This is a genomic window from Nocardia sp. CA-128927 (genome assembly GCF_050955855.1).
In the GTDB taxonomy this organism is placed as follows: Bacteria; Actinomycetota; Actinomycetes; order Mycobacteriales; family Mycobacteriaceae; genus Nocardia.
The window spans coordinates 2,479,792-2,504,615 of record NZ_CP192087.1; the positions used below are offsets into that span (position 1 = coordinate 2,479,792).

Consider the following 24,824-nt stretch of genomic DNA (forward strand, 5'->3'; position numbering starts at 1 on the left):
TTGCGGCTGAGGTCAGCTCGCGTCGCGGTCGAGCAGGTCGGGCTCGCGACGAACGAGTTGCGCGTAGTGACCCTCGCGCACCGCGACGACGCGGGTGCGCGCATGTTGGTATGCGCCGGTGCACGGCACGGCGAGCAGCTCGCCCGGCCGCAGGTCGACGGGCAGCCGAGCGTCGGTCGCGAGGATGACATCCCCCGCCCGCCCCGCGACCGTGGCGGTCACCAGCGGGCCGGCCGCCCGCCGATTCGCCACCACCACGCCAGCGAAATTGCCGGTCCTGCTGCGGGTCTCGCTGTCGATGACAACGGAGACGTGCCCGCCGTCGCTGTACTTGACCGACAAGACCCGATACAGGGTCACCCCGGCTCGCGCCACGATCCCGCGCCCCGGTTCGAGCGCGACATTCGGCCGCGGGAAGTGCTGACGGGCACACGCCGCGTCGAGGGCGTCTTCGATGATCGCGGACAGCTCAGGGAGATTCATTTCCGCGTCGCCGTTGCGGTAGGCGATCGCGTGCCCACCGCCGAGGTCCAGATCGGTCAGGATGCGGTCGTGGTCGTGCCGGACCAACGCCATCTCGGCAACCATCCGGCGGATCGCTTCGCCGTAGTGATCGGGGTTGTAGATCTGCGAGCCGAGGTGGCAGTGCAAGCCGATCAGATCGAGCATCGGCGTACCGAGCACGTGCGCGACGGCCGTCGCGGTTGCCGCGCCGAGCGCAAAGCCTGCCGGGTTGTCCTGCGCCGAGTCCCGTTCGATGCCGGGCGAAACCCGCAGCAGCACCCGCTGCGGTCGGGTGGCGACGGCGGCGAGCAGGTCGATCTCGGCGAGCGAGCCGACCACGATCCGGCCGACCCGCCGGGCGGCCGCGATCTCCAGCGTCTCGCGGGATACGCCCTTGGCGTGCAGGATGATTCGCCTCGGATCGACGCCCGCGTCGAACGCGGCGATCAGCTCGCCGGGCGAGCACACGACCATCGAGAGACCCTCGTCGGTGATCCAGTCGGCCACCGCGCCGACCAGCAAGGCCGTTGCGGCGTAGGCGATCTCGGCCTCGGGGAAGGTCTTGCGATACGCGCGGCAGCGCTGTCGGACCTCCCGCTCGTCGAGCACCCGCGCGGCGGTGCCGTAGGTTTCGGCGATATCGGCGAGCGCGACGCCACCGACGATGATCCGGCCCTCGTTGTCATACTTCGCGTCGGAGGGCCATACCGCGGAATCCAGGTGCGCGGCCGTTCCCGACCGCGTCGGCGCGAAGAAGTCCACAAGCGTCACGGTGCTCTCCTGATCCGCTCCCCGCTTTCTCCATCTGCGGGGCCTACCAAGTACTACGCCGCGGGACCGGCCGCCGGTAGGCCGCTTAGCGCAACGTTGACCGCCCCCGACCTGATCTTGACGAATCGCTGACACGCCGACCGCGCGGCCGGGAAATGCCGCGCGGTCCGGGGTGTCGCTCAGCTCAGCAGCCGACGTCGCGGCACATCAGGTCCGCGATGGTCTCCCGGCGCACCAGTTCCCGGCACTGCCCGTGCCGCACCGCGACGATCGGCGGCCGGCCGACGCTGTTGTAGGACGAGGCGAGGCTGTGGTGGTACGCGCCGGTGCAGGGCATCGCGAGCACCTCGCCGGGCCGCAGGTCGACCGGCAGCTGTACGTCGGTGGCCAGGATGTCGCCCGACTCGCAGAAGCGTCCCGCCACGGTCGCGGTCATGCTCGCGCAGGTCGGGTGCCGGTTCGCCACGACAACGCTGTAGCGCGCGCCGTACAGCGCGACGCGCGGGTTGTCGCTCATCCCGCCGTCCACGGTGACGTAGGTGTGGCCGCCCTCGATGTGCTTGACCGACAGCACCCGGTACAGCGTCACGCCCGCGTGCGCGACGATGGCGCGACCGGGCTCCAGCGAGATGCTCGGGCGCGGGAAGTGCTGGCGCGCGCAGGCCGCGTCGAGGGCGTCCTCGATGATGGCGGCGAGTTCGCTGAGGTTCATCTCGCTGTCGCCGGTGCGGTAGGCGACCGCGTGCCCGCCGCCGAGGTCGAGCTCGGTGAGCAGGACTCCGTGGTCTTGCCGGACCCGCGCCATCTCGGCGATCACCCGGCGCACGGCCTCGCCGTAGTAGTCCGGGTCGCTGATCTGCGAGCCGAGGTGGCAGTGGAAGCCGACCAGGTTCAGCTTCGGCTGCCGCAGAATCCGGGCGACCGCCTCCGCGGCCGTGTCGCCGCCGATCGGGAAGCCGAACTTCTGATCGGTGACACCGGTCCGCACGGCGGGATGCCCGTGCACGTCGATGCCGGGGGACAGCCGCAACAGCACGTTCTGCGAGTCGGTGACCAACGCCGAGAGCAGGGTGATCTCGGCCAGCGAGTCGACCACGATCCGGCCGACCCCGGCCTTGATCGCGGCGGTCAGTTCATCGAACGATTTTCCGTTGCCGTGCATGATGATTCGGCGCGGGGCGACGCCGGCGGCCAGCGCGATGGCCAGCTCGCCGGACGAGCACACGTCCACCGACAGCCCCTCCTGGGAAACCCAGTTGGCGACCGCGCGGATCATCAATGCCTTACCCGCGTAGATGATTTCGGCCTCGGGGAATGCCTTGCGGTAGGCCCGGCAGCGCTCCCTTACCTCGCGCTCGTCGAGGACATAGGTCGGAGTGCCGTACTGATCTGCGATGTCGGCCAGGGCCACCCCGCCGATCGTGATTCGGCCCGCGTCGTCGTAATGCGTGTCGCGCGGCCATACGGCCGAGTCGAGGCGTGAGGGCATCCCCGACTTCAGCGACGGGAAGATTTCCAGCAGCGTCACGGTGTCTCCTGTGTGCGCCCCCGCTATTCCGTATGCGGGGCCGTTGTCAGGACTACGCCGCTTTCCTCTTGGGCAAACGTTCAGCTTACGAGTGCTTGACGACCGGGAGCCCGATCTTGACGGATCCCTGACCCGGTCGTGACGGGGGTCTCCTCAGCTGCCGAGTTTCTTGTAGAACGCGCCCGCGATCGGCGCGGTCACGGCGCGCGGACCGTATTGGCCAGCCACGCTCATTCCCTTGCTGATCAGGCCGGGAACCACCCGCATCTTGTTGCGGGCCAGCGCGTCGATGGACACCTTCGCGGTGTACTCCGAGGACACCCACATGAAGTCGGGAACCAGCCGGTCGACGATCGACGCGTCGGCCGGATCGGGCACATCGGTGCGCACCGGGCCCGGGGCCAGCAGCGTGACATTGACGCCGGAGCCCTTGAGCTCGCCGCGCAGCGATTCGGAGAAGGTATTGGCGAACGCCTTACTGGCCGCGTAGGTCGCATTGTTGGGAATCGGCATGTTCCCCGCCGCCGACCCGCTGATCAGGATGCCGCCGCCACCGCGGGCAATCATCCCCGGCAGCACCGCGAGCGTAAGATCGTGCACCGCAACAGCATTCAGCTCCATCTGGGCACGCTCGTAACTGAGATCCAACTCTGCGACCGCCCCGAACGTCGCAATTCCCGCGTTATTGCACAGGATCGCGATATCGCGCGCCGACAGTTCCTCCACCAGCGCCCCGCGCTGCGTCCGATCCGCCAGATCCACCGCCCGCACCTCGGCAGCAATCCCATGCGCCAAGGTCAACCGCTGCGCCAACTCGGTCAGCACCTCACCGCGCCGCGCAACCAGGATCAACGAATAGCCACGAGCAGCAAGGTCGGCGGCCAACGCAGTGCCGATACCGGAGGAGGCACCGGTGACAACCGCGCGATTCTCAGAAGTGGGGGAGGGCAAGCTCACGCCTGGAGCCTATGCGAGGGGTCAGGTGCGCTGGTCGTTGGCGGGGTCTGTGGCGATCTCGGTGGGGTCGGGGGAGCGGACGGGGAGGAGGGCGATCAGGCCGATGGCCAGGACCAGGGTGATGCCGATGATGCCTGCTCGGTCGTTGTCGAAGAACCAGACGAAGAGGCCGAAGAAGGTGGGGGCGAGGAAGGATACGGCTCGGCCGGTGGTGGTGTAGAGGCCGAAGAGCTGGCCTTCGCGGCCGGGTGGGGCCAGGCGGGCGAGGAAGGAGCGGGCGGCGGATTGGGCGGGGCCGACGAAGACGGTCAGCAGCAGGCCGAAGATCCAGAACATCAGTGGGCCGGAGACCACGAGCAGGGCGAGGCCGCAGATGATCATCGAGACGAGCGAGACCACGATGACGATCTTCGGGCCGCCGCGGTCGTCGAATCGGCCCGCGACGATCGCGCCAAGTGCCGCAACCACATTGGCGGCGATGCCGAACAGCAGAACGTCGGAGTCGGCGATGTCGTACACCCGGACCGCAAGCACCGCACCGAAGGTGAACACACCGGCGAGCCCGTCCCGGAATACCGCACTGGCGATGAGGAATCCGGCGGTGCGCCGATCGGTCGCCCAGAGCTCGCGCAGATCCCGCGCCAAGATCCGATAGGACGCGAAGAACCCCGCGTTGGCGGCGCCGGGATCGGCGTCGGTGCGCGGCAATTCGGGCACCGCGAACAGCACCGGCAGTGCGAACGCGGCGAACCACACCGCCGCCACGATGGCGACCAGCCGGATGTTGAGCCCGTCATCGGTGGGAATGCCGAGCAGTCCGCGACTGTCGCCGCTGCCGGAGATGAAGCCGAAGTAGCAGATCAGCAGCAGGAAGATGCCGCCGAAATAGCCCATCGCCCAGCCGAATCCGGACACCCGGCCGACTGTCGCGGGCGTCGACACCTGACGTAGCATGGCGTTGTAGGGCACGCTGGCCAGCTCGAAGAACGCCGAACCGAACCCGAGCAGCAACAGCCCGAGCCACAGATAGTGGTAGTCGTCGTGCACGAAGAACATCAGCGTCATCGACCCGATGCAGAGGCCCGTCAAAACGGCAAGGGAGCGTTTACGTTTCGCGGTCGCGTCGAACCGCTGCCCGCTCACCGGCGCGGTCACCGCGACCACCAGCCCCGCGAGCCCGAGCGCCCAGCCCAACCACGCACTCGGTGAAATCCCGCCCGGCAGATCATCACCGACCTTGTCGGTCAGATACACCGAGAACACGAACATCAGAATGACGGCGTTGAACGCCGACGACCCCCAGTCCCAAAACCCCCACGCCACCACTTGCCCGCGCCCGGCGGCCTGCCCGACAGTCGCCCGCGCGTCCACCTCTTTCATGCCGCGCACTCTAATGCGATTCGGCCCACACAATGGCCCAACACCCGACACCAAACCGGGGGTATGCACCCAGTTGCATAGTACCGTGTGTCACGGCTACTCTTTCGGCATGGCCCTCGAGCACGCGTTGCTGGTATCGCTGACCGAGCGGGCCGGCTCGGGGTACGAGCTGGCCCGCCGCTTCGACAAGTCCATCGGATACTTCTGGAGCGCGACGCATCAGCAGATCTATCGCGTGCTCAAGCGGATGGAGGGATCCGGCTGGCTGAACAGCGAGTCGGTGACGCAGGAGGGTAGACCGGACAAGAAGGTGTACGCGGTGAGCGAGGCGGGCCGCGCCGAGCTGGCCCGCTGGATCGCCGAACCGTCCGAGACCGGCACCCCGCGCAACGAACTCGCGGTCAAGATCCGCGCTGCCGCCTATGGCGATATCGGCGCGCTGCGCGCCGAGGTCTCCCGGCATCGCGACGAGCATTCCCAACGCCTCGAGGTGTATCGCCTCATCGAGAAACGCGACTTTCCGGCACCGGATCAGCTCTCCGGTACGGCTCTGCACCAGTACCTCGTCCTGCGCGCGGGCTTCCGCGTGGAGTCGGGGTTCGTCGAATGGTGCGACGAAGTTCTACACGCCCTGCATCCGCCCGCGACAGCCCCGCGCGCGGATTGAGACCGGAGAAAGGTGAGACTCGCCCATGAGTGAGCGCAGCGAGCGAATCATGTGCCAGCGTGCGGAGCGCATGCCGGAGCCGAGCGTCAGCGAGGCGCAGGCATGAGTTCCTTCCCCCATTTGTTCGAGCCCCTCGATCTCGGCTTCACCACCCTGCGTAACCGCGTGGTGATGGGGTCGATGCACACCGGCCTGGAGGACCGCGCCTGGGACATCAACAAGCTGGCCGCGTACTTCGCCGAGCGCGCCCGCGGCGGTGTCGGCCTGATCATCACCGGCGGCTACGCGCCCAACCGCACCGGCTGGCTGCTGCCGTTTGCCGCCAAGCTGACCAACAAGTCCGAGGCCTACCGGCACCGGGCGATCACCAAGGCGGTGCACAAGGAGGGCGGCAAGATCGCCATCCAGATCCTGCACGCGGGCCGCTACTCCTACGTGCCGGGCAGCGTCTCCGCGTCGTCGATCAAGGCGCCGATCAACCCGTTCCGGCCGCGCAAGCTCTCGGCCAAGGGTGTCGAGCAGACCATCGACGATTACGTGCGCTGTGCGAAGCTGGCCCAGTTCGCCGGGTACGACGGCTGCGAAATCATGGGTGGCGAAGGCTATCTCATCAACCAGTTCCTCGCGCCGCGCACCAACAAGCGCACCGACAAGTGGGGCGGCTCGCCGGAGAACCGGCGCCGCATCGCGGTAGAGATCGTGCGCCGCACCCGCGCCGCGGTCGGCCCGGACTTCATCATCGTGTTCCGGCTCTCCATGGCCGAGCTAGTCGAGAAGGGCCAGACGTTCGACGAAATCGTCACGCTGGCAAAGGAACTCGAAGCCGTCGGCGCGAACATCCTGAACACCGACATCGGCTGGCACGAGGCGCGCGTACCCACCATCGTGACCTCGGTGCCGCGTGCGGCTTTCGTCGAGTTCACCGCGAAAATCACCAAGCAGGTGAACATTCCGGTCTGTGCGTCCAACCGGATCAACATGCCGGAGATCGCCGAGGAGATCCTCACTCGCGGTGACGCGCAGCTGGTTTCGCTGGCCCGCCCGTTCCTCACCGACCCGGAATGGGTCAACAAGGCCAAGCAGGACCGCGTCGACGAGATCAACACCTGCATCGCCTGCAACCAGGCCTGCCTGGATCACGCCTTCGTGCACAAGACCGTGTCCTGCCTGCTGAACCCGCGCGCCGGACACGAGACCGAGCTGAAGCTGCTGCCCACCCGGCGCACCAAGCGCGTCGCGGTCGTCGGCGCGGGCCCGGCCGGGCTGTCCGCCGCGGTCAATCTCGCCGAGCGGGGCCATCACGTCGACCTGTTCGAGGCCGACGACAAGATCGGCGGCCAGTTCGACATCGCCCGCCGCATCCCGGGCAAGGAAGAGTTCAACGAGTCCATCAGGTACTACCGTCGGATGCTCGAAATCAACGGCGTGACGGTGCATTTGAACAAGCGGGTGACCGCCGCCGAACTCATCGCCGCGCGCTACGACGAGGTGGTGCTCGCCACCGGCGTGAAGCCGCGCATCCCGAACATCCCCGGCATCGACCACCCGATGGTGCTGTCCTACGCCGAACTGGTCCGCGAGGAGCGCCCGGTCGGCAAGCGCGTCGCGGTCATCGGCGCGGGTGGCATCGGCTATGACGTGAGCGAATTCCTCACCGCCGAGGGACATCCCACGCTGAAGCTCGACGAGTGGAAGGAAGAGTGGGGCGTCAACGCCGACGACGAGCAGGTGCCCGGCCAGCTCAACAAGCCGAAGCCGTCGCCCGCCGCCCGCGAAGTCGTGCTCCTGCAACGCAAGTCGACCCCGTTCGGCAAGGACCTCGGCAAGACCACCGGCTGGGTGCACCGCGCCGCACTGAAGGCCAAGGGCGTCGACCACATCGGCGGCGTGAACTACGAGCGCATCGACGACAGCGGCCTGCACATCAGCTTCGGCGAGAAACGCCAACGCCCGCAACTGATCCCGGTCGACAACGTGATCATCTGCGCGGGTCAGGAATCTGTCCGCGATCTGGAGGACGACCTGCGCGCCGCGGGCATGAACCTCTACCTCATCGGCGGCGCCGAACTTGCCTCCGAGCTGGACGCCAAGCGCGCCATCGATCAGGGCACCCGGCTGGCCGCCCGCCTCTGAAAATGGACTCGGTGTCGTTACCCGTTGCGGGGCAACGACACCGAGTCACTCGGGGGACTTTCAGTAGCCGTTCGAGTAGTCCTGGCTGAGCCAGCGATCGGGACGAATGGTGAACAGGACGGACTGGGTGCCGTCCATGCTGTCGGCGAAGGAGCGACCCTCGTCCGGGCCGAGGTAGCGGATGGCGATGGCCTCGCGCGCGTCGCGCGGCGCGGGGGTGGCGGCGTCGACGACGGTGCCCTCGACGATGACGTACTGGTACGGCAGCTCTTCGCGCTGCACCGTGACGGTCACCGCGCCTGCCTCTTGGATGAGCCTTGCCTTGCGGTTCCCGGCGCCGGTATTGATCCTGATGTCGCCGCCGGGGGTGTAGTCGTACCAGATCGGGACGGATGTGGGCGGGCGCCCGTCGGTCGCCGCGACGGAGAGCACGGCGATGTGCTTGCCTGCTAGAAATTCCTGACGTTCGGCCTCTGTGAACGGTCTTGGCATGTGAGGTCGAACACTCCGCCCGGTTGCGTTATTCCCACAACCGCTGACGCGTGAGCGTCGTGCAGGTGCGGTGAGACGCGCGGGTAAGTGACTAATGGTTATCGATGCGTATGACCTGAAATCAGAGCGCGTGGCGCGCCTCGCTGTTCGGTGATTCCGTCATCGTCTGGTTGTAGTGAAGCCCGATGCTCGCAAATTTCTCCTGTTCAGAGCGGGATTCTGGCCTCTATCTCCAGCGCCAAGCCATGCAGTGAGAGAGATTGTGAGTCAGTTCCTCAAAGCTGAGACGACACGCCATCGGCCTTGTTAAGTTAATGACTATTCTTCCATCGAAAGGCGCAACTCGGCGCTACCGGCCGACCCTGCGTCACGGTGGCGTCTGGGCTCAGCGAGGAGTAGCGACATGGACGGATTCAGCAGACGCAACGCCTTGAAGGCAACCGGAGCGTTGGGCGCGTTCGGTGCCCTGGCGGTGGCTTCACCTGCCAGAGCCGAACCGTGGACATGGTCACCGGGCGGCTCGGTGGCGGGCGACGGTTCCGGTGTAGACCCGATGACGGTCTGGGATGCCGAGGCCGACCCATTGGCCGCCGGTTTGATCGACCGTGGCGAAGTGCCCAAGGTGAACGACCTGTTGCGCACGTGGACCAGAAACGGTCAGCCGCTACCTGCCGGATTGCCCACGGAGCTAAGGGATTTCATGGAATACGCCCGTCGGCTCCCGCAGTGGACCGATCAGGGCAAACTGGCCACCGCGGTCGAGTTCAACAAGAAGCGCGGCCTGTATCTCGGCGTCTTGTACGGACTGGCCAGCGGCATGATGAGCACGGTCATCCCGAAGGAGGCGCGGGCGGTCTACTACTCCAAAGGTGGCCAGGACCTGAAGGACCGCATCTCCAAGACCGCCAAACTCGGTTATGACATCGGCACCGCGAATGCCTATGCCCCCGACGGCGAGATGGTCGTGACCTGCGTCAAGACCCGGCTGGTGCACGCCGCCGTGCGGCACCTGCTGCCGCAGTCGCCACACTGGGCGCACTCCGCCGAGGAGGACATCCCGATCAGCCAGAACGACATCATGGTCACCTGGCACAGCCTGCCGACCACCGTCATGAAGCAGCTGACCGCGTGGCGGGTGCCGATCCCGCCGCACGAGTCGGAGGCGTTCCTGCATTCGTGGCAGGTGTGCGCACACCTGCTCGGCGTCCGCGACGAGTACATCCCCAACTCGTGGCCCGAGGCCAATTCCCAAGCGGCACAGGTGCTCGACCCGATTCTGGCGCCCACACCCGAGGGCGTCGCGCTGGCCGACCGACTGCTGCGGCTCGGCGTGAATCTCGACCTCGCCGTCCTCAGCAAGCCGGTGCTCGGCGCGTTCACCCGATTCCTGCTCGGCGACCAGATCGCCGACGGGTTGGCCATCCCCAGGGAACCGGTCTGGGATCCGCTGCTCCGGGTGAGCTGGGGACCGTTCATCGCGGTTCGCGAGGGCCTGCTCCCCGTCGTCCCGCTGGCACCGGACGCCTACTGGCTCTTCGACGAGTTCCTCCGGCAGGCAGCCCTGATCTACCTGGCCGAACTCCGCATGCCGATCAGCATCGAGATCCCGCAGCTCAACCGGGACATGAACCAACCGCCACGCTGATCAGGCCCGTCGAAAACAATCGCCGATCGGACCAAACCGCCGCCGGAACCAATGCGAATCCCCTTGCAATGCCGTGCCAGGACATCGGCGTCCTGGTGCGTCATCACAATGCCGCCCGAGGACAGCGACGTCCCGGGCGTCATCGGCCACCGTGGCCGACAGTAAGCAAGCGAGAGGGGCTGCGACTTGAGAACACGGCGATCGACACGAAGGAGAACCCTGCACTGGGTGCTGGCCGGTGCGCTGGCCGCCGCGGGCCTGATCGGCGCGGCAGGCACCGCCACCGCGGCACCCGGCGTGGTTTCGGTGCAGGACGTGAACGACCGGCAACAGGTGGTCACGGTCTTCTCGCCCGCGATGAACCGGCCGATCCCGGTACAGGTCATTCGCGCCGCGGACCGGGCGACGCCACGGCCGACGATGTACCTGCTCAACGGCTCCGGCGGCGGCCCGAACGAGAGCGGATGGGACGTACAGACCGACGCAGTCGCCTTCTTGCGGGATAAGAACATCAACGTGGTGACCCCATTCGGCGGCGCGAATTCGTACTACACCGACTGGATCCGCCCGGATGCAGTCCTCGGCTTCAACAAGTGGCAGACCTTCCTCAACGAGGAGTTGCCGCCGGTCATCGAGGAGTTCCTGGGCGCCAACGGAAATCGCACGCTGGCGGGTGTGTCGATGAGCGGCACCTCGGTGCTCAACCTGGCCATCGCCAAGCCCGGATTCTGGAACAGCGTGGCCTCCTACAGCGGTTGCGCGCAGACTTCGGACCCCATCGGACACGAGTTCGTCCGGCTCACGGTGGAGAACTGGGGCGGTGGGCAAAGCGTGGAGAACATGTGGGGCCCGGCCGACAGTCCGCTGTGGCGAGCCAATGACCCGCTGGTCAATGCGGAACGGCTGCGCGGAACCGCGGTCTATCTGAGTTCGGGCAGTGGCGTCGCCGCGGCTCCGCACGACACCCCGTTCGATCGGCGGGTGCAGGAGGGTCGGATTCCGCTCCCGGTGCAGATCGCCTTCGGCGGGCCGATCGAAGCGGCGATCCATTACTGCACGGTGAACCTGACGAATCGGTTGCGCGAGTTGAACATTCCGGTGACCTTCGACGATCGGCCGGTCGGTACCCACTCGTGGGGATACTGGGAGGACGACCTGCGCAGCTCCTGGCCGTTCCTGGCGCAGTCGATCGGCGCCTAGCCGACTGAAGCGGACACCGCTACCGATTCGGGCCTGTCATCGTCGCCATGCTCGATTCGGTGTTCAGCGGTCTTTTGTTCGCACCTCCGGGGCTGCGCCGTGATAGAAGTACGTGCCCAAACCCACGGTGAATACCAGGATCCCGTAGACCGAATGCTCGACGGACGCGGTGAACAACGACTGCGTCTGCTGATACCGGACCGCGAAGATCGCGCCACCGAGCGCGCTCAACACCACCGAGATCCAACTGCCGAACACGATGTGCACGTACGCGAAGGCCGCCGCACTCGCGACCACTATCCCGGTGCCCTCGCCGAAGGCGGGCGCGTACCGGTGGAACAGGAACGACCGAAAGATCAACTCCTGTGGATACACACTGAGCGCCGGATACAGCACCATCACCGCCAGCCACAGGGCCGGATTGCTGCGCGGCAGATCGAAGAGGTTCTTGCGCCGCAGCAGCGCCACCGCCGCGGTCAGCGCGAGGGCACTCGATCCTGCCAGTGTTGCCATCGATCGGGTTTGCGTGGGAAACGCCTGCGGACGCCACAGTGCCGCCCGATCGAAATCGGGCGATCGCCGCAGATAACCGGCCGCCAGCGCGGCCGACGCGACGAGCGCCGGAATCGGACTGGTACCGCGCAGATACCTGTTGTAAAGCGTTGCGCCACCGAAGAACAGCGCCGTGTACTCCGCGGTCAAATAGACGCGCCGCCACCGCTGAATCCGCACGTCCCCACCCTAGTGCCCGCAATGGCGGGTCGCCCGGCGAGCGCGGCGGACACCGCCCGCGGCAACCGCACGATCTTCGGCTGACACCCCGCGCGAGATCGGCTGTCTAGCATCGGTTACATGGCTCTTTCCTATGTGGTGACCGGAGGCGGACGGGGGATCGGACGGGCGATCGTGGAGCGGTTGCTCGGCGCGGACAATGTCGTGGTCGCCGTCGAACGGGACGGCGAAGCGCTCGAATGGGCTGGGAGCCGGGTGCTTCCGGTGCTCGGGGACGCTTCGTCCGAGGAGACCGCCGAGCACGCCGCCGATCTCGCGCAGCAGGCGGGCACGCTGGTGGGATGGGTGAACAACGCGGCGGTATTCCGTGACGCCTCAGTGGATTCCGCATCGGCGACGCAGATCATCGAACTGATCACCGCCAACCTCGCGCCCGCCGTCGTCGGCTGCACCACCGCCGTGCGCCGCTTCCTCGCCGCCGAAACCCCCGGCGCGATAGTCAATATCACCTCGCACCAAGCGCAACGGGCCGTGCCGGGCGCCCTGCCCTACAGCACCGCCAAGGCCGCGATCGAAGGGCTGACCCGCGCACTGGCAGTGGAGTACGGCCCGAAGGGAATTCGGGTGAATGCGGTAGCGCCCGGGTCCGTCGCGACCGAGCGCTACGCCGAATTCCTCGCCGCCCTGGACGCTTCGGTGGCCGCACGGGTCGAACAGCAGATGGCGGACCTGCACCCGATCGGCCGGGTAGCGACGACCGGCGAAGTCGCTGCGGCAGTGGCATACCTGCTGTCGACGGACGCAAGCTTCGTCAACGGTGCGGTACTCCCGGTTGACGGCGGCCGCTCAGTACTCGCCGCCGACCCAGAGGCCCGCTGACCCGTTCCTTCGACGGCCGCGATGTCCGTTGCCCGTGTGGCTCGGCGCATGGAATCCGTTGTCCGCCAACACAACCACGGTCAGGGCGCGGGGTTGTGGCCGATCAGGTTCTGCGCGAGATCACCATGATGTATTCGCAGGGAGCGTTCGTTCGGTTGGCGAAGCCGTGGTCCGCGTCGGCCTGCAAGAACACGGAGTCGCCGGTGTTCAGGGTCTCGCTGATGCCGCCGATCGCGACGGTGAGGGTGCCTTCGAGCACCACGAGTTGTTTCTCGGTACCCGGCGGATACGCGGGCAGCAGGCGGGTCGAGACCTGTGCGGGGAGGTAGTGGACGACCATCTCGGCGCCGCCCGCACCCGGGGCTGCCGACACCATGTGCCGTTCGAAGCCGGTTTCCGGGTCACGGAAAACGGGGCGTTCGTTCTTACGCATGACAACGGCCACCCCGGACGCGGCGGCGGTTGCCCCGCCGATCAGGTCCGAGAGCGACGCGTCGAGCGCGTGCGCGATCTTGGACGCGACGCCGATCGTCGGGCTCTTCTCACCGCGTTCGACCTTGGACAGCATCGCCCGGCTGACCGACGACTGGGTGGACAGCTGCTCCAGCGTCAGGCCCGCCTCCTCGCGGCGTCGCCGCACGTTACCGCCGAACGCGCCCGCCAGATCGTCACCGTGCTCTAGTTCGGCCGCGTTTCCGTCTCGCTCGACCACCGTGCTCCTCGATTGATATGTACCTCGCCGCTCGCAGTGTAACTTTCTCCTAAAGAAGATACAGTCTTCTATCGGAGAAGGGCGATGTGCGCCCGACACGATGGAGGTTCCCATGCGTTTGATCTCGAGTGGCCGGCACCACGCCACGTTCGAATTCGGCGAGCTGCAGGTGATCTCGTTGCGCGACGGGTACATCGACATGCCGCCGACGCGGCTCCGCGATGAGGACGGGTGCGCGCTCGCAGAGCTGCCGGACGCCGTGCCGCTGGTCGGCGACAACTTGCGGCTGTCGGTCAACGCCTTCTACATCACCGACGGCACGCGGTCGGTTCTCATCGACACCGGTGCCTCCAATGCCTGGCACGACCCCACCATGGGATTGATCTACGACGCGCTCGACGAAGCGGGAATCGACCGCGCGCAGGTCACCGATGTGGCCATCACACACAGGCACGAAGACCACGTGAGCGGCCTGATCGCGCCGGACGGTTCGGAGGCGTTCGCCGAACTCGAGCGCGTGTGGATCGGCGCGGGCGACACCTCGGTGTTCACGGGGCGGCTCGCGCCGATCCGCGACCGGGTCGTACCCGTGTCGAAGCAGGTCGCGATCAACGACTGGACCACTGCGATCCCGACACCTGGTCACACGCCCGGTCACACCGTCTACGACGTCAGGAGCGGCACCGGCCACCTTCTCGTCTGGGGCGACACCGTGCACGTTCCGACGCTGCAATTCGATCGGCCGAACGTGTCCTGGGAGCTCGACGGCAACCAGTCCCAGGCTCGCATTGCGCGAGCGGCCCTCCTCGAACAACTGACGCGACCACATCACTTCGTGGCCGGCGCCCACCTCGACTCACCCGGCATTGCCCGCGTCACCCCGGCCGGCGGTGGTTATGCGCTGGAATACCTCGCACCACCGATCGGCTGATCGAGCCTCAACGCTCTTTCGGCGGCCACCAGGCGCCCATGCCCAGCGAGATCAGTCGCATCTGCTGGACGGTGCGGTCGATGATGCTGTCCTGTTCGCGCGGTAGCGCCGAGATGTAGGCGACGATGCCGTCGGTGACCGTGGCGACCAGGAGGTCGGCGGCGATCTCCAGGTCGGCGGGGGCCCAGGAGTCGAGGGCGGGGATGCGGGAGAGGTCCGCGACCAGTTCGCGGACGATCAATTGGAGTTCCAGCGCAATGGATTTGCGCAGTGCGGCGGAACCGCCGTGGCGTTCCCTGGTCAGGAAGCCGAACAGTTCGCGTTTCGGCTCGACCTGCGCGAACACGAACCGCACCGTGTCGGACAGGCTCGCGTCGGGCTTGCGGCGCACCTCGCGCAGTGCGAGGCGCAACGCGGTGATGCCGTCGTCGACCAGCTGCGTGCCGAGGTCGTCCAGCGACGCGAAGTGCCGGTAGAAGGCGGTCGGCACGATCCCCGCGGAGCGGGCGATCTCACGCAGGCTCAGCGCGGCGAAGCCACGCTCGGCGGCCAGCGTCAGGGTGCCGTCCAATAGGGCCTGTCGCGTGCGCTCCTTGCGCTCGCCTCGAGTTGCTGCCTGCTCGCTCATCACGGTGAGCATACATCCGTTCACCATTCCACTTTTCCCAAGATGTTGTTCGTGTCACATGTTTTGCCGGTTGACACCGGACCCCGGTCATCAGTCACACTAGTTGAGTGTACATACGTACACTGAATTTGGAACGCAACGTCGCGGGTCCTGACTAGTCGAACAGCCCCGACCAGAGGGCACCCCGACACGAGGCACGGAGAACGAATGGTGGATCTCATCAACCTGGTGCAGACCCTGACCTCGCCACATCCGCTGGACCGCTACCTGGAACTCGTGCGCCCCACGCTCACCGCGCGGGAGATGCGCGCCGAGATTCTCCGCGTGGACCGCTCGGTCCCCGGTTCGGTGACGCTCACCCTGCGCCCGACCCGTCAATGGAAGGGCCACGCCGCCGGGCAGTACGTCCAGATCGGTGTGGTGATCAACGGTGTCCGCCACGCCCGCTGCTATTCGCCGGTCAATCCGGCGAGCGGCCGGAGCAGGCACATCCAGCTCACCGTCAAGGCGCACCCGGACGGCCTGGTATCGCAGTACCTCGCGCGCAATGCCGCGCCCGGCATGGTGGTCGACCTCGAGCCGGCCGCCGGCGTCTTCAAGCTGCCCGAGCTGCGACCGGACCGGGTGCTGCTGATCAGCGGCGGCAGCGGCATCACGCCGGTGCTGTCGATGCTGCGTACGCTGGCCGACGAGGGCTACCCGGGTGAGGTCGTCTTCCTGCACTACGCGAAATCGCCCGAGGTCGTTCCGCACCGTGCGGAACTCGACGCGATCGCGCAGCGGCACAAGAACTTTCGCATCGAGCTGCGGCATCCGTGGCGGTCCGCCACCGCTCGGATCGACGCGACGGCGCCGTGGGTCGACGTGGCACCCGCGCAATCCAGCGGGTACTTCGACTACGACGAACTGGAGCGGGTGGCACCGTGGTTCGCCGACGCGCACACCTACGTCTGCGGCCCGCAGCCGCTGATGGACGCGGTGCGCAAGATCTACGAGGCCGAGCAGCTCGACGATCGGCTGCACACCGAGGAATTCACGCTGTCCCTCACCCCCGTCAACGCGGACGACGTCTTCGGCACGGTGCGCTTCTCGGCCAGCGGCATCGCCGCGGACAACAACGGCGCGCCCCTGCTGGAGCAGGCCGAAGCCGCGGGCCTCACCCCGGAATACGGCTGCCGGATGGGAATCTGCTTCTCCTGCACCGCGGTTCGCCGCACCGGTTGCACCCGCAACCTGCGCACCGGCGAAACCGACAGTGACCCGGATCAGCCCATCCAGCTCTGCATCAACGCCCCCGTGGGCGACGTCGACATCGACATCTGACCAAGCAAAGGATTCAGCTGATGACAATCCTGACCGAAACCAAAGACGGCCCGCTGGTACTGAGCCCGGACCAGATCGAAGAACTCGGCAAGGCGCTCGACGAGCTGCGCGCCAAGGTCGTCGCCGACCTCGGCGACCGGGACCGTGAATACCTGTACTCGATCATCAAGGCGCAGCGCGGTTTCGAGATCGCCGGACGCGGCCTGATGTACCTCGGCTTCCTGCCGCCGTTCTGGCTGGCCGCGGTCGCCGCGCTGAGTGTGTCGAAGATCCTGGACAACATGGAGATCGGCCACAACGTCATGCACGGCCAGTACGACTGGATGCGTGAGCCCGGCCTGAATTCCCGTGTCTTCGAATGGGATACGGTCTGCCCGGCGGACCAGTGGAAGCACTCGCACAACTACATCCACCACACCTTCACCAACATCCACAACAAGGACCGTGACATCGGCTACGGCATCTTACGGATGGACGAGAGCCAGTCGTGGAACGTGCTGCGCCTCGGTCAGCCGCTGTACGCCTTCGCGTTGATGGTGCTGTTCGAGTGGGGCGTGATGGCGCACGATCTCGAGGTCGAGAACATCGTGACGGGCAAGCGAAAGTGGTCCGACATCAAGAGATTGGTGGCCGGTCAGTGGCGCAAGGCCGGCAAGCAGGTGCTCAAGGATTATCTGATCTTTCCGGCGCTGACCGGTCCGCTGTTCCTCAGCACGCTCGCGGGCAACGTCTCCGCCAATCTGGTGCGCAACCTGTGGACCTTCTCGATCATCTTCTGCGGTCATTTCCCCACCGGCGTACAGACGTTCACCGAAGAGGAGACCGAGAACGAGACCCGCGGCGAGTGGTACATCCGGCAGATGCTCGGCTCGGCCAACATCACCGGCAGCAAGCTGTTCCACATCATGTCGGGCAACCTGTCGCATCAGATCGAACACCACCTGTTCCCGGACATCCCGGCCGCGCGCTATCCGGAGATTGCGCCGGAGGTCCGCGCATTGTGCGAAAAGTACGGACTGCCGTACAACACGGGATCGTTCAGTAAGCAGATCGGTTCGGTGTGGTTGAAGATTTGCAAGCTCGCGTTGCCGCCGAGCTTGGTCAAGAGCGAGTCGTCTCCCGGTGTTATCGTGATGCGTCAGCGAAAGGCAAGCGAAGTGGGCGTGTGAATGATCGGGAAATTCGAAAGTAACAAGGACCTCATTCAAGAATTGACTTCCTCCGGTGCCAAGCATGTCGGCAATATCGCGGGCATCATCGCGGGCACCGTCGCGGAGGTCACCAAGGAGATCGGTGAGTGGTTCACCGACGCGATCGAGATGAAGGAAGCCGCCGATGCGGCTCGGCGTGATGCCGAGGCGGGGCGCGACCGGGATCTCGAAAGCGACGATGATCTGGCGCCCCCGGCGCCGAAGCCGACGGTGACTACCGAGGCGCCGTTCGTCGACGCCGAGGTGGTCGAGCCGGGAGTCGACGAGACCCGCTGATCACCACACCGGCAGCCTGCGCCGGTGCTCGGTGACGTCGGTGATCAGATCCCGATATCCGTCGGTCAGTTCGGCGAGCCTGCACCACTGCAGGTGGGCTTCCCCGTCCACCTGCACCGGGTGCGTCCGCTGCTGCGGTGTTCGTCGCAAAGCTCGTTGTGCCGCAATCCATTTCGCCGCTAGTCGATCGATCACCGCGCCGAGCGTCTCGGTATGCAACGAGGCGCCGCCGCGGTGCTCGACATTGTCGGCCACCCAGGTGTCGATGCGCCCGACCAGGTCGGCCCGATGCCCGTCGATGTCCTCGATCAACAGACTGCACGCCGCGACCCGCCCCTCGGGGACGTCCGGCGCGTGCGCCGCTTCGATCGCCTTGTTTCTTCGCTCGTGACATTCGACGAGTTGTCGTGCCGCACTGAGCACGCTGTGCCGGTGCAGGTTCGGGTTGTCGGGTTCGCGGAACGCACGCAATAGTTCGGCCGGGGGTGGTAACTCTTCGGTTCCGATACGGACAGCTGCGTATTCGGTCGGCATGTGCACACACCCCTGCGTTAACGATCCAATTCTGGATGCGCCAGGGCCGAGGGGGATTTCGGGGAGGGGCACCCCTCGGCTCCGGCGCAGCCCCGCGCTCGGACGCCACCCCCCATAGTCCACCAGCACGGCAAAGAAACCGGGAAATCCGCGACGATGCGATGAGGAAGACGCCCCGAGAAATCGGGACTCTTTCAGGAAAGCGCGGTTGCCGAATCCGCGCAATAGTATGGTGTACAAATCTGAAAGCCGCTGATGAATCGTTATGATCCGTCACGGACCGGTCACGTGCGTGCACCGTCGGTATTACCGACAAGCGGGGGCGGGCGCACGGGCAGCTACCGGTTCGGCGCGGCGGCTGCGCGGGGTCCGGCGATCGGCTAGCCTCGATGTTCGTGCCTGCCTACGTGTCATCACCCGAGCTCACATTCGGGTTCATGTTCGCGCTGGAAGACCCCGAGCGAATCGGAGAGGTCGTGCGCACACTCATCGTTCGCAAGACCGTATCGGTCTTCCGTCTCGCGCGGCTGTCCGACGACGACGGACCGCCCGAGCGTTATGTGGTGAACTGGGCCGTGATACCGCAGATTTCGATCACCACCGAGGCGCCGGAAACCGATGAACTCGAGGCGCTGGGGATCATGCTGGTCAACGCATTCCTCAGTGAGGATGGCGAAGTGAGCCTGTATTCGTCGCAGGGGACCGGTCCGGCCTAGGCGTCCCATTCCGGGACGCCGAACAGCGCCATGGTGATCTGGTACAGGTGTGCGCCGAGCGTCGGCAGTGCCAGTGCGCCAGGGCCTTCCAGGCAATCGCGAATTCGATCGTCGACGGCGCCGATGAGTGCGTCGAAGATATCCGTCGGAATGTCCACCGGGATATCGCCCTCGCTGCGCCCGATCCGGAAGGCCGCGCGCATCCGGTGTGCCAGCAGCGTTTTCATCTGCCTGCGCTGCTCGGCGACGATGGGCCCGGCGACCAGGCATTCGATGTGCAGGGCGCGGGCGTAGATGCCGTTGTCGGCCAGCACCTGCAGGTAGGTCTCCAGCGTTGTGCGGATGAGCGCGCGCCATTCGGAGCGCGGCATCGCCTGCACGCTCTTGTCGAGTTCGCCGAGTACCAGCTCGACCGCGGCCTCGAAGGCCTCGGTGAAGCAGTCGTCCCGGCCGCGGAACAACTGGTAGAAGGTGCGCCGCGAGACGTTCGCGCGGGCAACGATATCGCCGACCGTCGTTTCGCCGTACCCTCTTTCGGCGACGACCTCCAGTACGCCCAGATACATCCGCATGCGCTGCGAGTGCGCCACCGCCTCCGGCGTCATGCCGTGCGTGCCGCGTGGCAGACGGCCGCGATCGACGCCAGCTTCCAATCCCATCTCCTGACAATAGTCGCTCGGCGAGCGTGATCGCGGTCATACTTGCCCTATCAGTGTGGTCCCCGTTACTCTCACATCCACCATAGGTACGCCAGTGTTTCTAAGTAGGTAGCAAGGGGTCGAGGTCGATGAGGACTGTTCGTCGTGCACTGAGTCGGGTCGGGATCATGGCGATCGCGACTGCCATGACCGCACTATGGATCGTGCCCAGCACAGCCACCGCCGAGTTGCCACCGGACGGCGGTGACCTGGGCCGGCAGTGGACCGCCGCGTACGACGGGCCGGCGAAGTATCCCGGGCCGGTGCACATCGACTTCGACGTGCCGATCACCATGAGCGACGGAACGGTGTTGAAGGCCAACATCTATCGGCCGGTCGACGCCGCCGGGCGGATCGTGGACGAACCATTGCCCACGATCATCAACCTGACCCCGTACACCAAGTTCGCGTCGCTGATCGCGGATATCGCCCTCAACATCCCGGTCCTGTCGGACGCGCTGATCCAGCTGGTCAACCGATTCGACTTCAGCGGAACGCCGTTCGACTCGATCACCGATCTCACCAAGGCGCTGGCCGGTGGCGCGCCGCGCGCGTTCGGCGCGGACCGCAAGCTGGTGCAGCATGGCTATACCTACATCGTCGCCGACGTGCGCGGCACCGGGTACTCGCAGGGCTCCTGGCAGTTCTTCCAGAGCCGGGAGAACCAGGACACCTTGGAAATGATCGACTGGGCGACCAAGCAGTCGTGGTCGGACGGCAATATCGGCATGTCCGGCATCTCCTACTCCGGTATCAATCAATTCAAGGCAGCCGAACAGAATCCGCCCGCGTTGAAGGCGATCTTCCCGATCGAGGGCAGCACGGACACGCTTACCGATGTCGCCTTCCCCGGCGGTGGACTCGGATTGTTCGGCCCGCTGTATATCGCGGGGGTCGACCTGATCTCGAATTTCCCGGACCCGGTCGGTATCGCGCTCGGCCACCTGGACTACCAATGGCTGCTGGACCGAGTGGCCACGCCGCTGGAATTCTTCGACTACATCCTGATGGCGTTGTCGCTCAACGTGGATTCGGTGCCGCAGCCGTTGAAGGACCAGCTGCTGCCCGGCAGTTCGCTGCGGTCGGCATTCACCGACGGTCATCCGGAGCGAATTCAGGTGCCGACCTTCGCCTACGGCGGGTGGCAGGACATCTTCGCCTCGTCGAGTGCCCGCTCGTTCTCGGACATTCCGCTGCCGCCGGAGCGCAAGAAGCTGATCATGGGCGACACCTATCACTTCAATCCCGGCTCAGGCCTCGGCGACCCGGGCAAGCCGCCGCGCTTGGACGTGCTCCAAATGGCTTGGTACGACAAGTGGCTCAAGGGCATCGACAACGGCATCGACCAGTACGGGCCGGTCGCGCTGTGGCAGCAGGGCGGTGGTTGGACCACCACGTCGTCGTTCCCGCGCACCGACGTGGACTACCAGCGGATGTATCTGTCGCCCACCGTCAGCGGCACCGCGACCAGCGTCTACGACGGCTCGCTCAGCGCGCAAACACCCGATGCCGCAGCACGATTGACGGTATCTCCGGTTACCGGCATCACCTCGTTGTGCTCCCGTGATGCCGCCGTCGAATCGGCCGGCGTCATCAGCCTGGCCAATTTCTGCGGCCGCGACGATCGCATCCACGAGCTCGGCGGCCTCACCTTCACCGGCGCGCCGGTCGCCGAACCCACCGTGCTGTCCGGCCCGATCAACGTGCACCTCAACACGATGTACGACAACATCGAGGGCTACTGGGCGGTGACCGTGAATGATGTTGCGCCGAACGGGCAGTCGACCGTGCTGGCCAGCGGTCAGCTCGCCGCCTCGCTGCGGGCGGTTGACGAGGACAAGAGCACCAAGGACGCCGACGGCGACTACACGCACACCGTCTACAAGCTGACCCTCGCCGATCGGCAGACCCTGGTTCCAGGACAGCCGACCACCCTCGATGTCGCGGTCAACCCGGTCGACGCCGTGCTACAGCCGGGACATCGGTTGCGCGTCAATGTGTTCGCGAGCAACTTCCCGCGCGGCTTCCTGGCGCCGCCGATGCTGTTCGACGGCGGGATCCTCAATGCGCTTGCGCCGCAACATCTCGTGCTCGATCCGTCGGCACCGAGCTTCGTGAACGTGCCGTCGAGCAGGCCGCTGGGTTAACCGCGCACGACGGCCCGGAGCAGGTGCGGGCCGGGGCGCTCCGGCGTATCGGCCGGAGCGCCCGCATAGCGGATCGCGGTGGCGGAGGGGCCGAGATCCTCGGCGACATCGAACCCGTCGCGGTGCAGCTCGGCAGCCATCTCCTGCGGGCTGAAGAAGCTGAGCCAGCGTTCGTTGATCTGGGACAGGCGCTGCTTGCGGAACTCCGCGGCAGCGTGTTCCTCAGGCGTGGAGGGGATCACCGGTTCGGCGTAGTCGAGCACCAGCTGGCTGCCCGCGGCGAGGGAGCCGAGGTAGCGCAGGGTCGAACCGACGGCAGCGCGGGTGAGGTAGACGGTGACACCGAGCCAGATCACGAACGCGGGCTCGGACAGCTCGAAATCCGTTGCGGCGATGGCCTCGTCGAGCGTCTGGTGTTCGAAGTCGACGGGTACGTAGGTCATCGAGGACGGCACCGGAATGTCGGCGTCGCGCAACCGTTTCCGCTTCCACTCCTGGGTGTCGGGGTGGTCGACCTCGAAGACCCGCAACCGCGGGTGTGGATTCCGGTAGGCGAAGGTGTCCAGTCCGGCGCCGAGGATCACGGCCTGCCGGGTGCCCGCGGCGACCGCCTCGGCGAGTGCGTCTTCGGCGAATCGTGATCGGGCGGCGACCAATAGCCGGATCCGGCCGTGCGTGTCCCGGTCGAAGAAGGAGTCGGTGAGTTCGGGCATGGTGCCGACGATCGGCACGGCGAGCGGATCGTGGAAGATCCGGCCCGCGTCGGCTACTTGGTGATGTGCACGGTAGACGGCGGCACCGAGTGCGGTGCGGCTCGGTTCTCCGGTCTGCATAGGCCGTCCCCTTCCAGGCTCGGACCGAGCCTACCGGGCGATTACGGCGGAGTTTGTGACACGCCAATCCAGTGCGTCCCTATTTGTTGGCGTGTCGGTACCCGATCGTGGCGTCGGTGGTCGCCGAATACGCGAGAATCACCTTATTCCGCACCTGGTTTGTGGCGTGGATCGAAAGCACCCGAAAGGAGCGTCGATCATGGAACCCGAAAAGCATGACTACTCTGCCGAGCCGGCCTATCCGGTCAATCCGGTTCGTGTTCGAGGAGATCTGGATCCCGCACTGTCACGGTGGATGTGGCTGGTCAAGTGGCTTTTGGCCATTCCGCATTACATCGTGCTTTTCTTTTTGCACATCGCCTACTTCGTACTCACCGTCATCGCGTTCTTCGCCATTCTGATCACCGGTAAATACCCGAAGGCGATGTTCGACTTCAATGTCGGTGTGATGCGCTGGACTTGGCGGGTCGAGTTCTACGCGCTGTCGGTGCTCGGCACCGATAAGTACCCGCCGTTCAGCCTGCAGCCGAACGCGGAGTACCCGGCCGATCTGGAGATCGACTATCCGGAGCGGCTGCATCGCGGTCTGGTGCTGGTGAAGTGGTGGCTGCTGGCCATCCCGCACTACCTCATCCTCGGCGCGATGATGAGCGGCGGCATGACGTTCTACATGTACGACGACGATGAATGGTCCGGCGCGGGCAGCATTCCGCTGATCAGCATCCTGCTGCTGGTCGCGCTGATCGGGTTGCTGTTCACCGCGCGGTACCCGCAGGGCGTGTACGACTTCGTCGTCGGCATCAGCCGGTGGACCATCCGGGTGCAGGCCTACGCCACGCTGATGCGCGACGAGTACCCGCCGTTCCGCCTCGACCAGGGTGCCCGAGAACCCGAAACCCGTTGATTCGCAAGACAACACCGAATCCGCCCGCTGACTCAGCGGGCGGATTCGTATATCCGGCGGACCACGTCCTCGATCTCCGGCTCCTCGATCGACAGATCCCGCACCTCGGCCCGATCGGAGACCAGCGCGAGCAGCTTTGCGGCCGTGGTCCTTTCCGGATCGAAGGCCAGCCGCTGCCGCATCCCACCGGCCTCGGACGCCAGCAGTTTGGCGCAGGGTAGATCGTCGATATCCGGTGTCGGCTCGGCCAGATCGACGACGAGCACGCGCCGCGCGCCCACCGTGGCCGCCAGCCCGGTCAGTGACCCGTCGTAGACCAGACGCCCGTGATCCACCACGAGCACACGGCCGCACAGCCTTTCGATGTCGCCCATATCGTGGGTGGTGAGCAGTAGTGTGGTGCCGCGGTCCGCGCGTTCGGCGCGCAGGAACTCGCGCAGCCGTTGCTTGGACAGCACATCGAGGCCGATGGTCGGTTCGTCGAGGATTACCAGTTCCGGTGAATGCAGCAGTGCCGCAGCCACTTCCGCGCGCATACGCTGGCCCAGCGAAAGCTGACGCACCGGGGTGTCCAACGTGTCGGCCATCTCCAACTGCTCGATCAGCTCGTGTTTGCGCTTACGCGCGGTGTCCGGGTCCAGCCGATGAATGGCCGCGAGGATCGAAAACGATTCGCGCAGCGGCAGATCCCACCAGAGCTGCGAGCGCTGCCCGAACACCACGCCGATCCGCGCGGCCAGTTCGCGCCGCTGCCGGACCGGTTCGAGCCCGCAGGTACGCACGCTGCCCGAGGTGGGCACCAGGATGCCGGTGAGCATCTTGATGGTGGTGGACTTGCCCGCCCCGTTGGCGCCGATGTAGCCGACCGCCGTGCCGCGTTCGATCCGGAAGGACATCCGGTCCACTGCGGTCAGCGTCTCGTGGCGCCGCCGCCAGCCGCGGCCGACCTTGCGGGACAGGATGAATTGCCGTGTCAGGTCCGCGATGTCGATGATCGCGTCCGATGAGCCGGAATCCGCCACG

General features: G+C 66.1%; 24 protein-coding genes. 12 read left to right on the forward strand and 12 right to left on the reverse strand.

The genetic code is table 11. The features are described 5' to 3' along the window. Positions 1-12: 12 nt before the first annotated feature. From ACQPW1_RS11745 to ACQPW1_RS11760, 4 genes are all read right to left on the reverse strand, one after another. Positions 13-1,275, reverse strand: a complete 1,263-nt coding sequence (locus ACQPW1_RS11745; RefSeq protein WP_433662752.1) for a diaminopimelate decarboxylase family protein — start codon at positions 1,273-1,275, stop codon at positions 13-15. A 184-nt stretch (positions 1,276-1,459) separates the two neighbouring features. Beyond that, complete coding sequence (lysA, locus tag ACQPW1_RS11750; RefSeq protein WP_433662753.1) at positions 1,460-2,803, reverse strand: diaminopimelate decarboxylase; 1,344 nt, start codon at positions 2,801-2,803, stop codon at positions 1,460-1,462. A 153-nt stretch (positions 2,804-2,956) separates the two neighbouring features. Then, positions 2,957-3,760 (reverse strand): mycolate reductase, encoded by an 804-nt coding sequence (gene cmrA, locus ACQPW1_RS11755; RefSeq protein ID WP_433662754.1) that lies wholly within the window; start codon positions 3,758-3,760, stop codon positions 2,957-2,959. 21 nt (positions 3,761-3,781) lie between these two features. Continuing rightward, positions 3,782-5,140: an MFS transporter gene (locus tag ACQPW1_RS11760; RefSeq protein WP_433662755.1), complete on the reverse strand. Its 1,359-nt coding sequence runs from the start codon at positions 5,138-5,140 to the stop codon at positions 3,782-3,784. Positions 5,141-5,249: 109 nt separating this feature from the next. On the opposite strand from ACQPW1_RS11760, the gene ACQPW1_RS11765 reads away from it, so the two are divergent. Continuing rightward, positions 5,250-5,807 (forward strand): PadR family transcriptional regulator, encoded by a 558-nt coding sequence (locus tag ACQPW1_RS11765; protein WP_433662756.1) that lies wholly within the window; start codon positions 5,250-5,252, stop codon positions 5,805-5,807. 102 nt (positions 5,808-5,909) lie between these two features. Continuing rightward, entirely contained in the window at positions 5,910-7,940 is a 2,031-nt protein-coding gene (locus ACQPW1_RS11770; RefSeq protein ID WP_433662757.1) for an FAD-dependent oxidoreductase, read from the forward strand. A 60-nt stretch (positions 7,941-8,000) separates the two neighbouring features. On the opposite strand, the gene ACQPW1_RS11775 is transcribed toward ACQPW1_RS11770, so the two are convergent. Continuing rightward, a complete protein-coding gene (locus ACQPW1_RS11775) occupies positions 8,001-8,432 on the reverse strand; it encodes a pyridoxamine 5'-phosphate oxidase family protein (protein WP_433662758.1) in 432 nt (143 codons plus the stop codon). Between the two features lie 403 nt (positions 8,433-8,835). Between ACQPW1_RS11775 and ACQPW1_RS11780 the strand changes: the two genes are divergently transcribed. Both ACQPW1_RS11780 and ACQPW1_RS11785 read left to right on the forward strand, forming a co-directional pair. After that, positions 8,836-10,077: an oxygenase MpaB family protein gene (locus ACQPW1_RS11780; protein ID WP_433662759.1), complete on the forward strand. Its 1,242-nt coding sequence runs from the start codon at positions 8,836-8,838 to the stop codon at positions 10,075-10,077. 219 nt (positions 10,078-10,296) lie between these two features. Then, entirely contained in the window at positions 10,297-11,277 is a 981-nt protein-coding gene (locus tag ACQPW1_RS11785; RefSeq protein WP_433665211.1) for an alpha/beta hydrolase, read from the forward strand. 63 nt (positions 11,278-11,340) lie between these two features. Here the strand turns inward: ACQPW1_RS11785 and ACQPW1_RS11790 are convergent, their stop codons facing one another. Further along, complete coding sequence (locus tag ACQPW1_RS11790; protein WP_433662760.1) at positions 11,341-12,009, reverse strand: CPBP family intramembrane glutamic endopeptidase; 669 nt, start codon at positions 12,007-12,009, stop codon at positions 11,341-11,343. Between the two features lie 120 nt (positions 12,010-12,129). Between ACQPW1_RS11790 and ACQPW1_RS11795 the strand changes: the two genes are divergently transcribed. Continuing rightward, the gene (locus tag ACQPW1_RS11795) at positions 12,130-12,888 is read left to right on the forward strand and encodes an SDR family NAD(P)-dependent oxidoreductase (protein WP_433662761.1); all 759 of its coding nucleotides are present in this window, start codon (positions 12,130-12,132) and stop codon (positions 12,886-12,888) included. Between the two features lie 103 nt (positions 12,889-12,991). On the opposite strand, the gene ACQPW1_RS11800 is transcribed toward ACQPW1_RS11795, so the two are convergent. Continuing rightward, positions 12,992-13,600, reverse strand: a complete 609-nt coding sequence (locus ACQPW1_RS11800) for a helix-turn-helix domain-containing protein (protein ID WP_433662762.1) — start codon at positions 13,598-13,600, stop codon at positions 12,992-12,994. Between the two features lie 112 nt (positions 13,601-13,712). On the opposite strand from ACQPW1_RS11800, the gene ACQPW1_RS11805 reads away from it, so the two are divergent. Beyond that, positions 13,713-14,531, forward strand: a complete 819-nt coding sequence (locus ACQPW1_RS11805; protein WP_433662763.1) for an MBL fold metallo-hydrolase — start codon at positions 13,713-13,715, stop codon at positions 14,529-14,531. A gap of 7 nt (positions 14,532-14,538) precedes the next feature. On the opposite strand, the gene ACQPW1_RS11810 is transcribed toward ACQPW1_RS11805, so the two are convergent. Next, positions 14,539-15,159 carry a TetR family transcriptional regulator gene (locus tag ACQPW1_RS11810; protein WP_433662764.1) on the reverse strand — a complete coding sequence of 207 codons (621 nt, stop codon included), beginning with the start codon at positions 15,157-15,159 and terminating at the stop codon, positions 14,539-14,541. 207 nt (positions 15,160-15,366) lie between these two features. On the opposite strand from ACQPW1_RS11810, the gene ACQPW1_RS11815 reads away from it, so the two are divergent. The 3 genes from ACQPW1_RS11815 to ACQPW1_RS11825 are packed head-to-tail and all read left to right on the forward strand — an operon-like array spanning position 15,367 to position 17,969. Continuing rightward, positions 15,367-16,482 carry a ferredoxin reductase gene (locus ACQPW1_RS11815; protein WP_433662765.1) on the forward strand — a complete coding sequence of 372 codons (1,116 nt, stop codon included), beginning with the start codon at positions 15,367-15,369 and terminating at the stop codon, positions 16,480-16,482. Positions 16,483-16,502: 20 nt separating this feature from the next. Continuing rightward, positions 16,503-17,651 carry a fatty acid desaturase family protein gene (locus tag ACQPW1_RS11820; protein WP_433662766.1) on the forward strand — a complete coding sequence of 383 codons (1,149 nt, stop codon included), beginning with the start codon at positions 16,503-16,505 and terminating at the stop codon, positions 17,649-17,651. Further along, positions 17,652-17,969: a hypothetical protein gene (locus ACQPW1_RS11825; protein WP_433662767.1), complete on the forward strand. Its 318-nt coding sequence runs from the start codon at positions 17,652-17,654 to the stop codon at positions 17,967-17,969. On the opposite strand, the gene ACQPW1_RS11830 is transcribed toward ACQPW1_RS11825, so the two are convergent. Continuing rightward, complete coding sequence (locus tag ACQPW1_RS11830) at positions 17,970-18,503, reverse strand: DUF4254 domain-containing protein (protein ID WP_433662768.1); 534 nt, start codon at positions 18,501-18,503, stop codon at positions 17,970-17,972. A gap of 437 nt (positions 18,504-18,940) precedes the next feature. Here ACQPW1_RS11830 and ACQPW1_RS11835 point away from each other — a divergent pair, with 437 nt between their 5' ends. Next, positions 18,941-19,219 carry a hypothetical protein gene (locus ACQPW1_RS11835; protein WP_433662769.1) on the forward strand — a complete coding sequence of 93 codons (279 nt, stop codon included), beginning with the start codon at positions 18,941-18,943 and terminating at the stop codon, positions 19,217-19,219. Here the strand turns inward: ACQPW1_RS11835 and ACQPW1_RS11840 are convergent. Next, on the reverse strand, positions 19,216-19,878 hold the full coding sequence (locus tag ACQPW1_RS11840) for a TetR/AcrR family transcriptional regulator (RefSeq protein WP_433662770.1): 663 nt from the start codon (positions 19,876-19,878) through the stop codon (positions 19,216-19,218). The genes ACQPW1_RS11835 and ACQPW1_RS11840 overlap by 4 nt on opposite strands. A gap of 167 nt (positions 19,879-20,045) precedes the next feature. Here ACQPW1_RS11840 and ACQPW1_RS11845 point away from each other — a divergent pair, with 167 nt between their 5' ends. Beyond that, complete coding sequence (locus tag ACQPW1_RS11845; protein WP_433662771.1) at positions 20,046-22,064, forward strand: CocE/NonD family hydrolase; 2,019 nt, start codon at positions 20,046-20,048, stop codon at positions 22,062-22,064. Here ACQPW1_RS11845 and ACQPW1_RS11850 read toward each other — a convergent pair. Then, positions 22,061-22,897: a class I SAM-dependent methyltransferase gene (locus tag ACQPW1_RS11850; protein WP_433662772.1), complete on the reverse strand. Its 837-nt coding sequence runs from the start codon at positions 22,895-22,897 to the stop codon at positions 22,061-22,063. The two genes, ACQPW1_RS11845 and ACQPW1_RS11850, sit on opposite strands and share 4 nt — an antisense overlap. Before the next feature lie 199 nt (positions 22,898-23,096). On the opposite strand from ACQPW1_RS11850, the gene ACQPW1_RS11855 reads away from it, so the two are divergent. Continuing rightward, positions 23,097-23,801 (forward strand): DUF4389 domain-containing protein, encoded by a 705-nt coding sequence (locus ACQPW1_RS11855; protein WP_433662773.1) that lies wholly within the window; start codon positions 23,097-23,099, stop codon positions 23,799-23,801. Between the two features lie 32 nt (positions 23,802-23,833). Here ACQPW1_RS11855 and ACQPW1_RS11860 read toward each other — a convergent pair whose 3' ends face one another. Then, positions 23,834-24,823, reverse strand: a complete 990-nt coding sequence (locus tag ACQPW1_RS11860; protein ID WP_433662774.1) for an ABC transporter ATP-binding protein — start codon at positions 24,821-24,823, stop codon at positions 23,834-23,836. Between the last annotated feature and the right edge of the window lies 1 nt (position 24,824).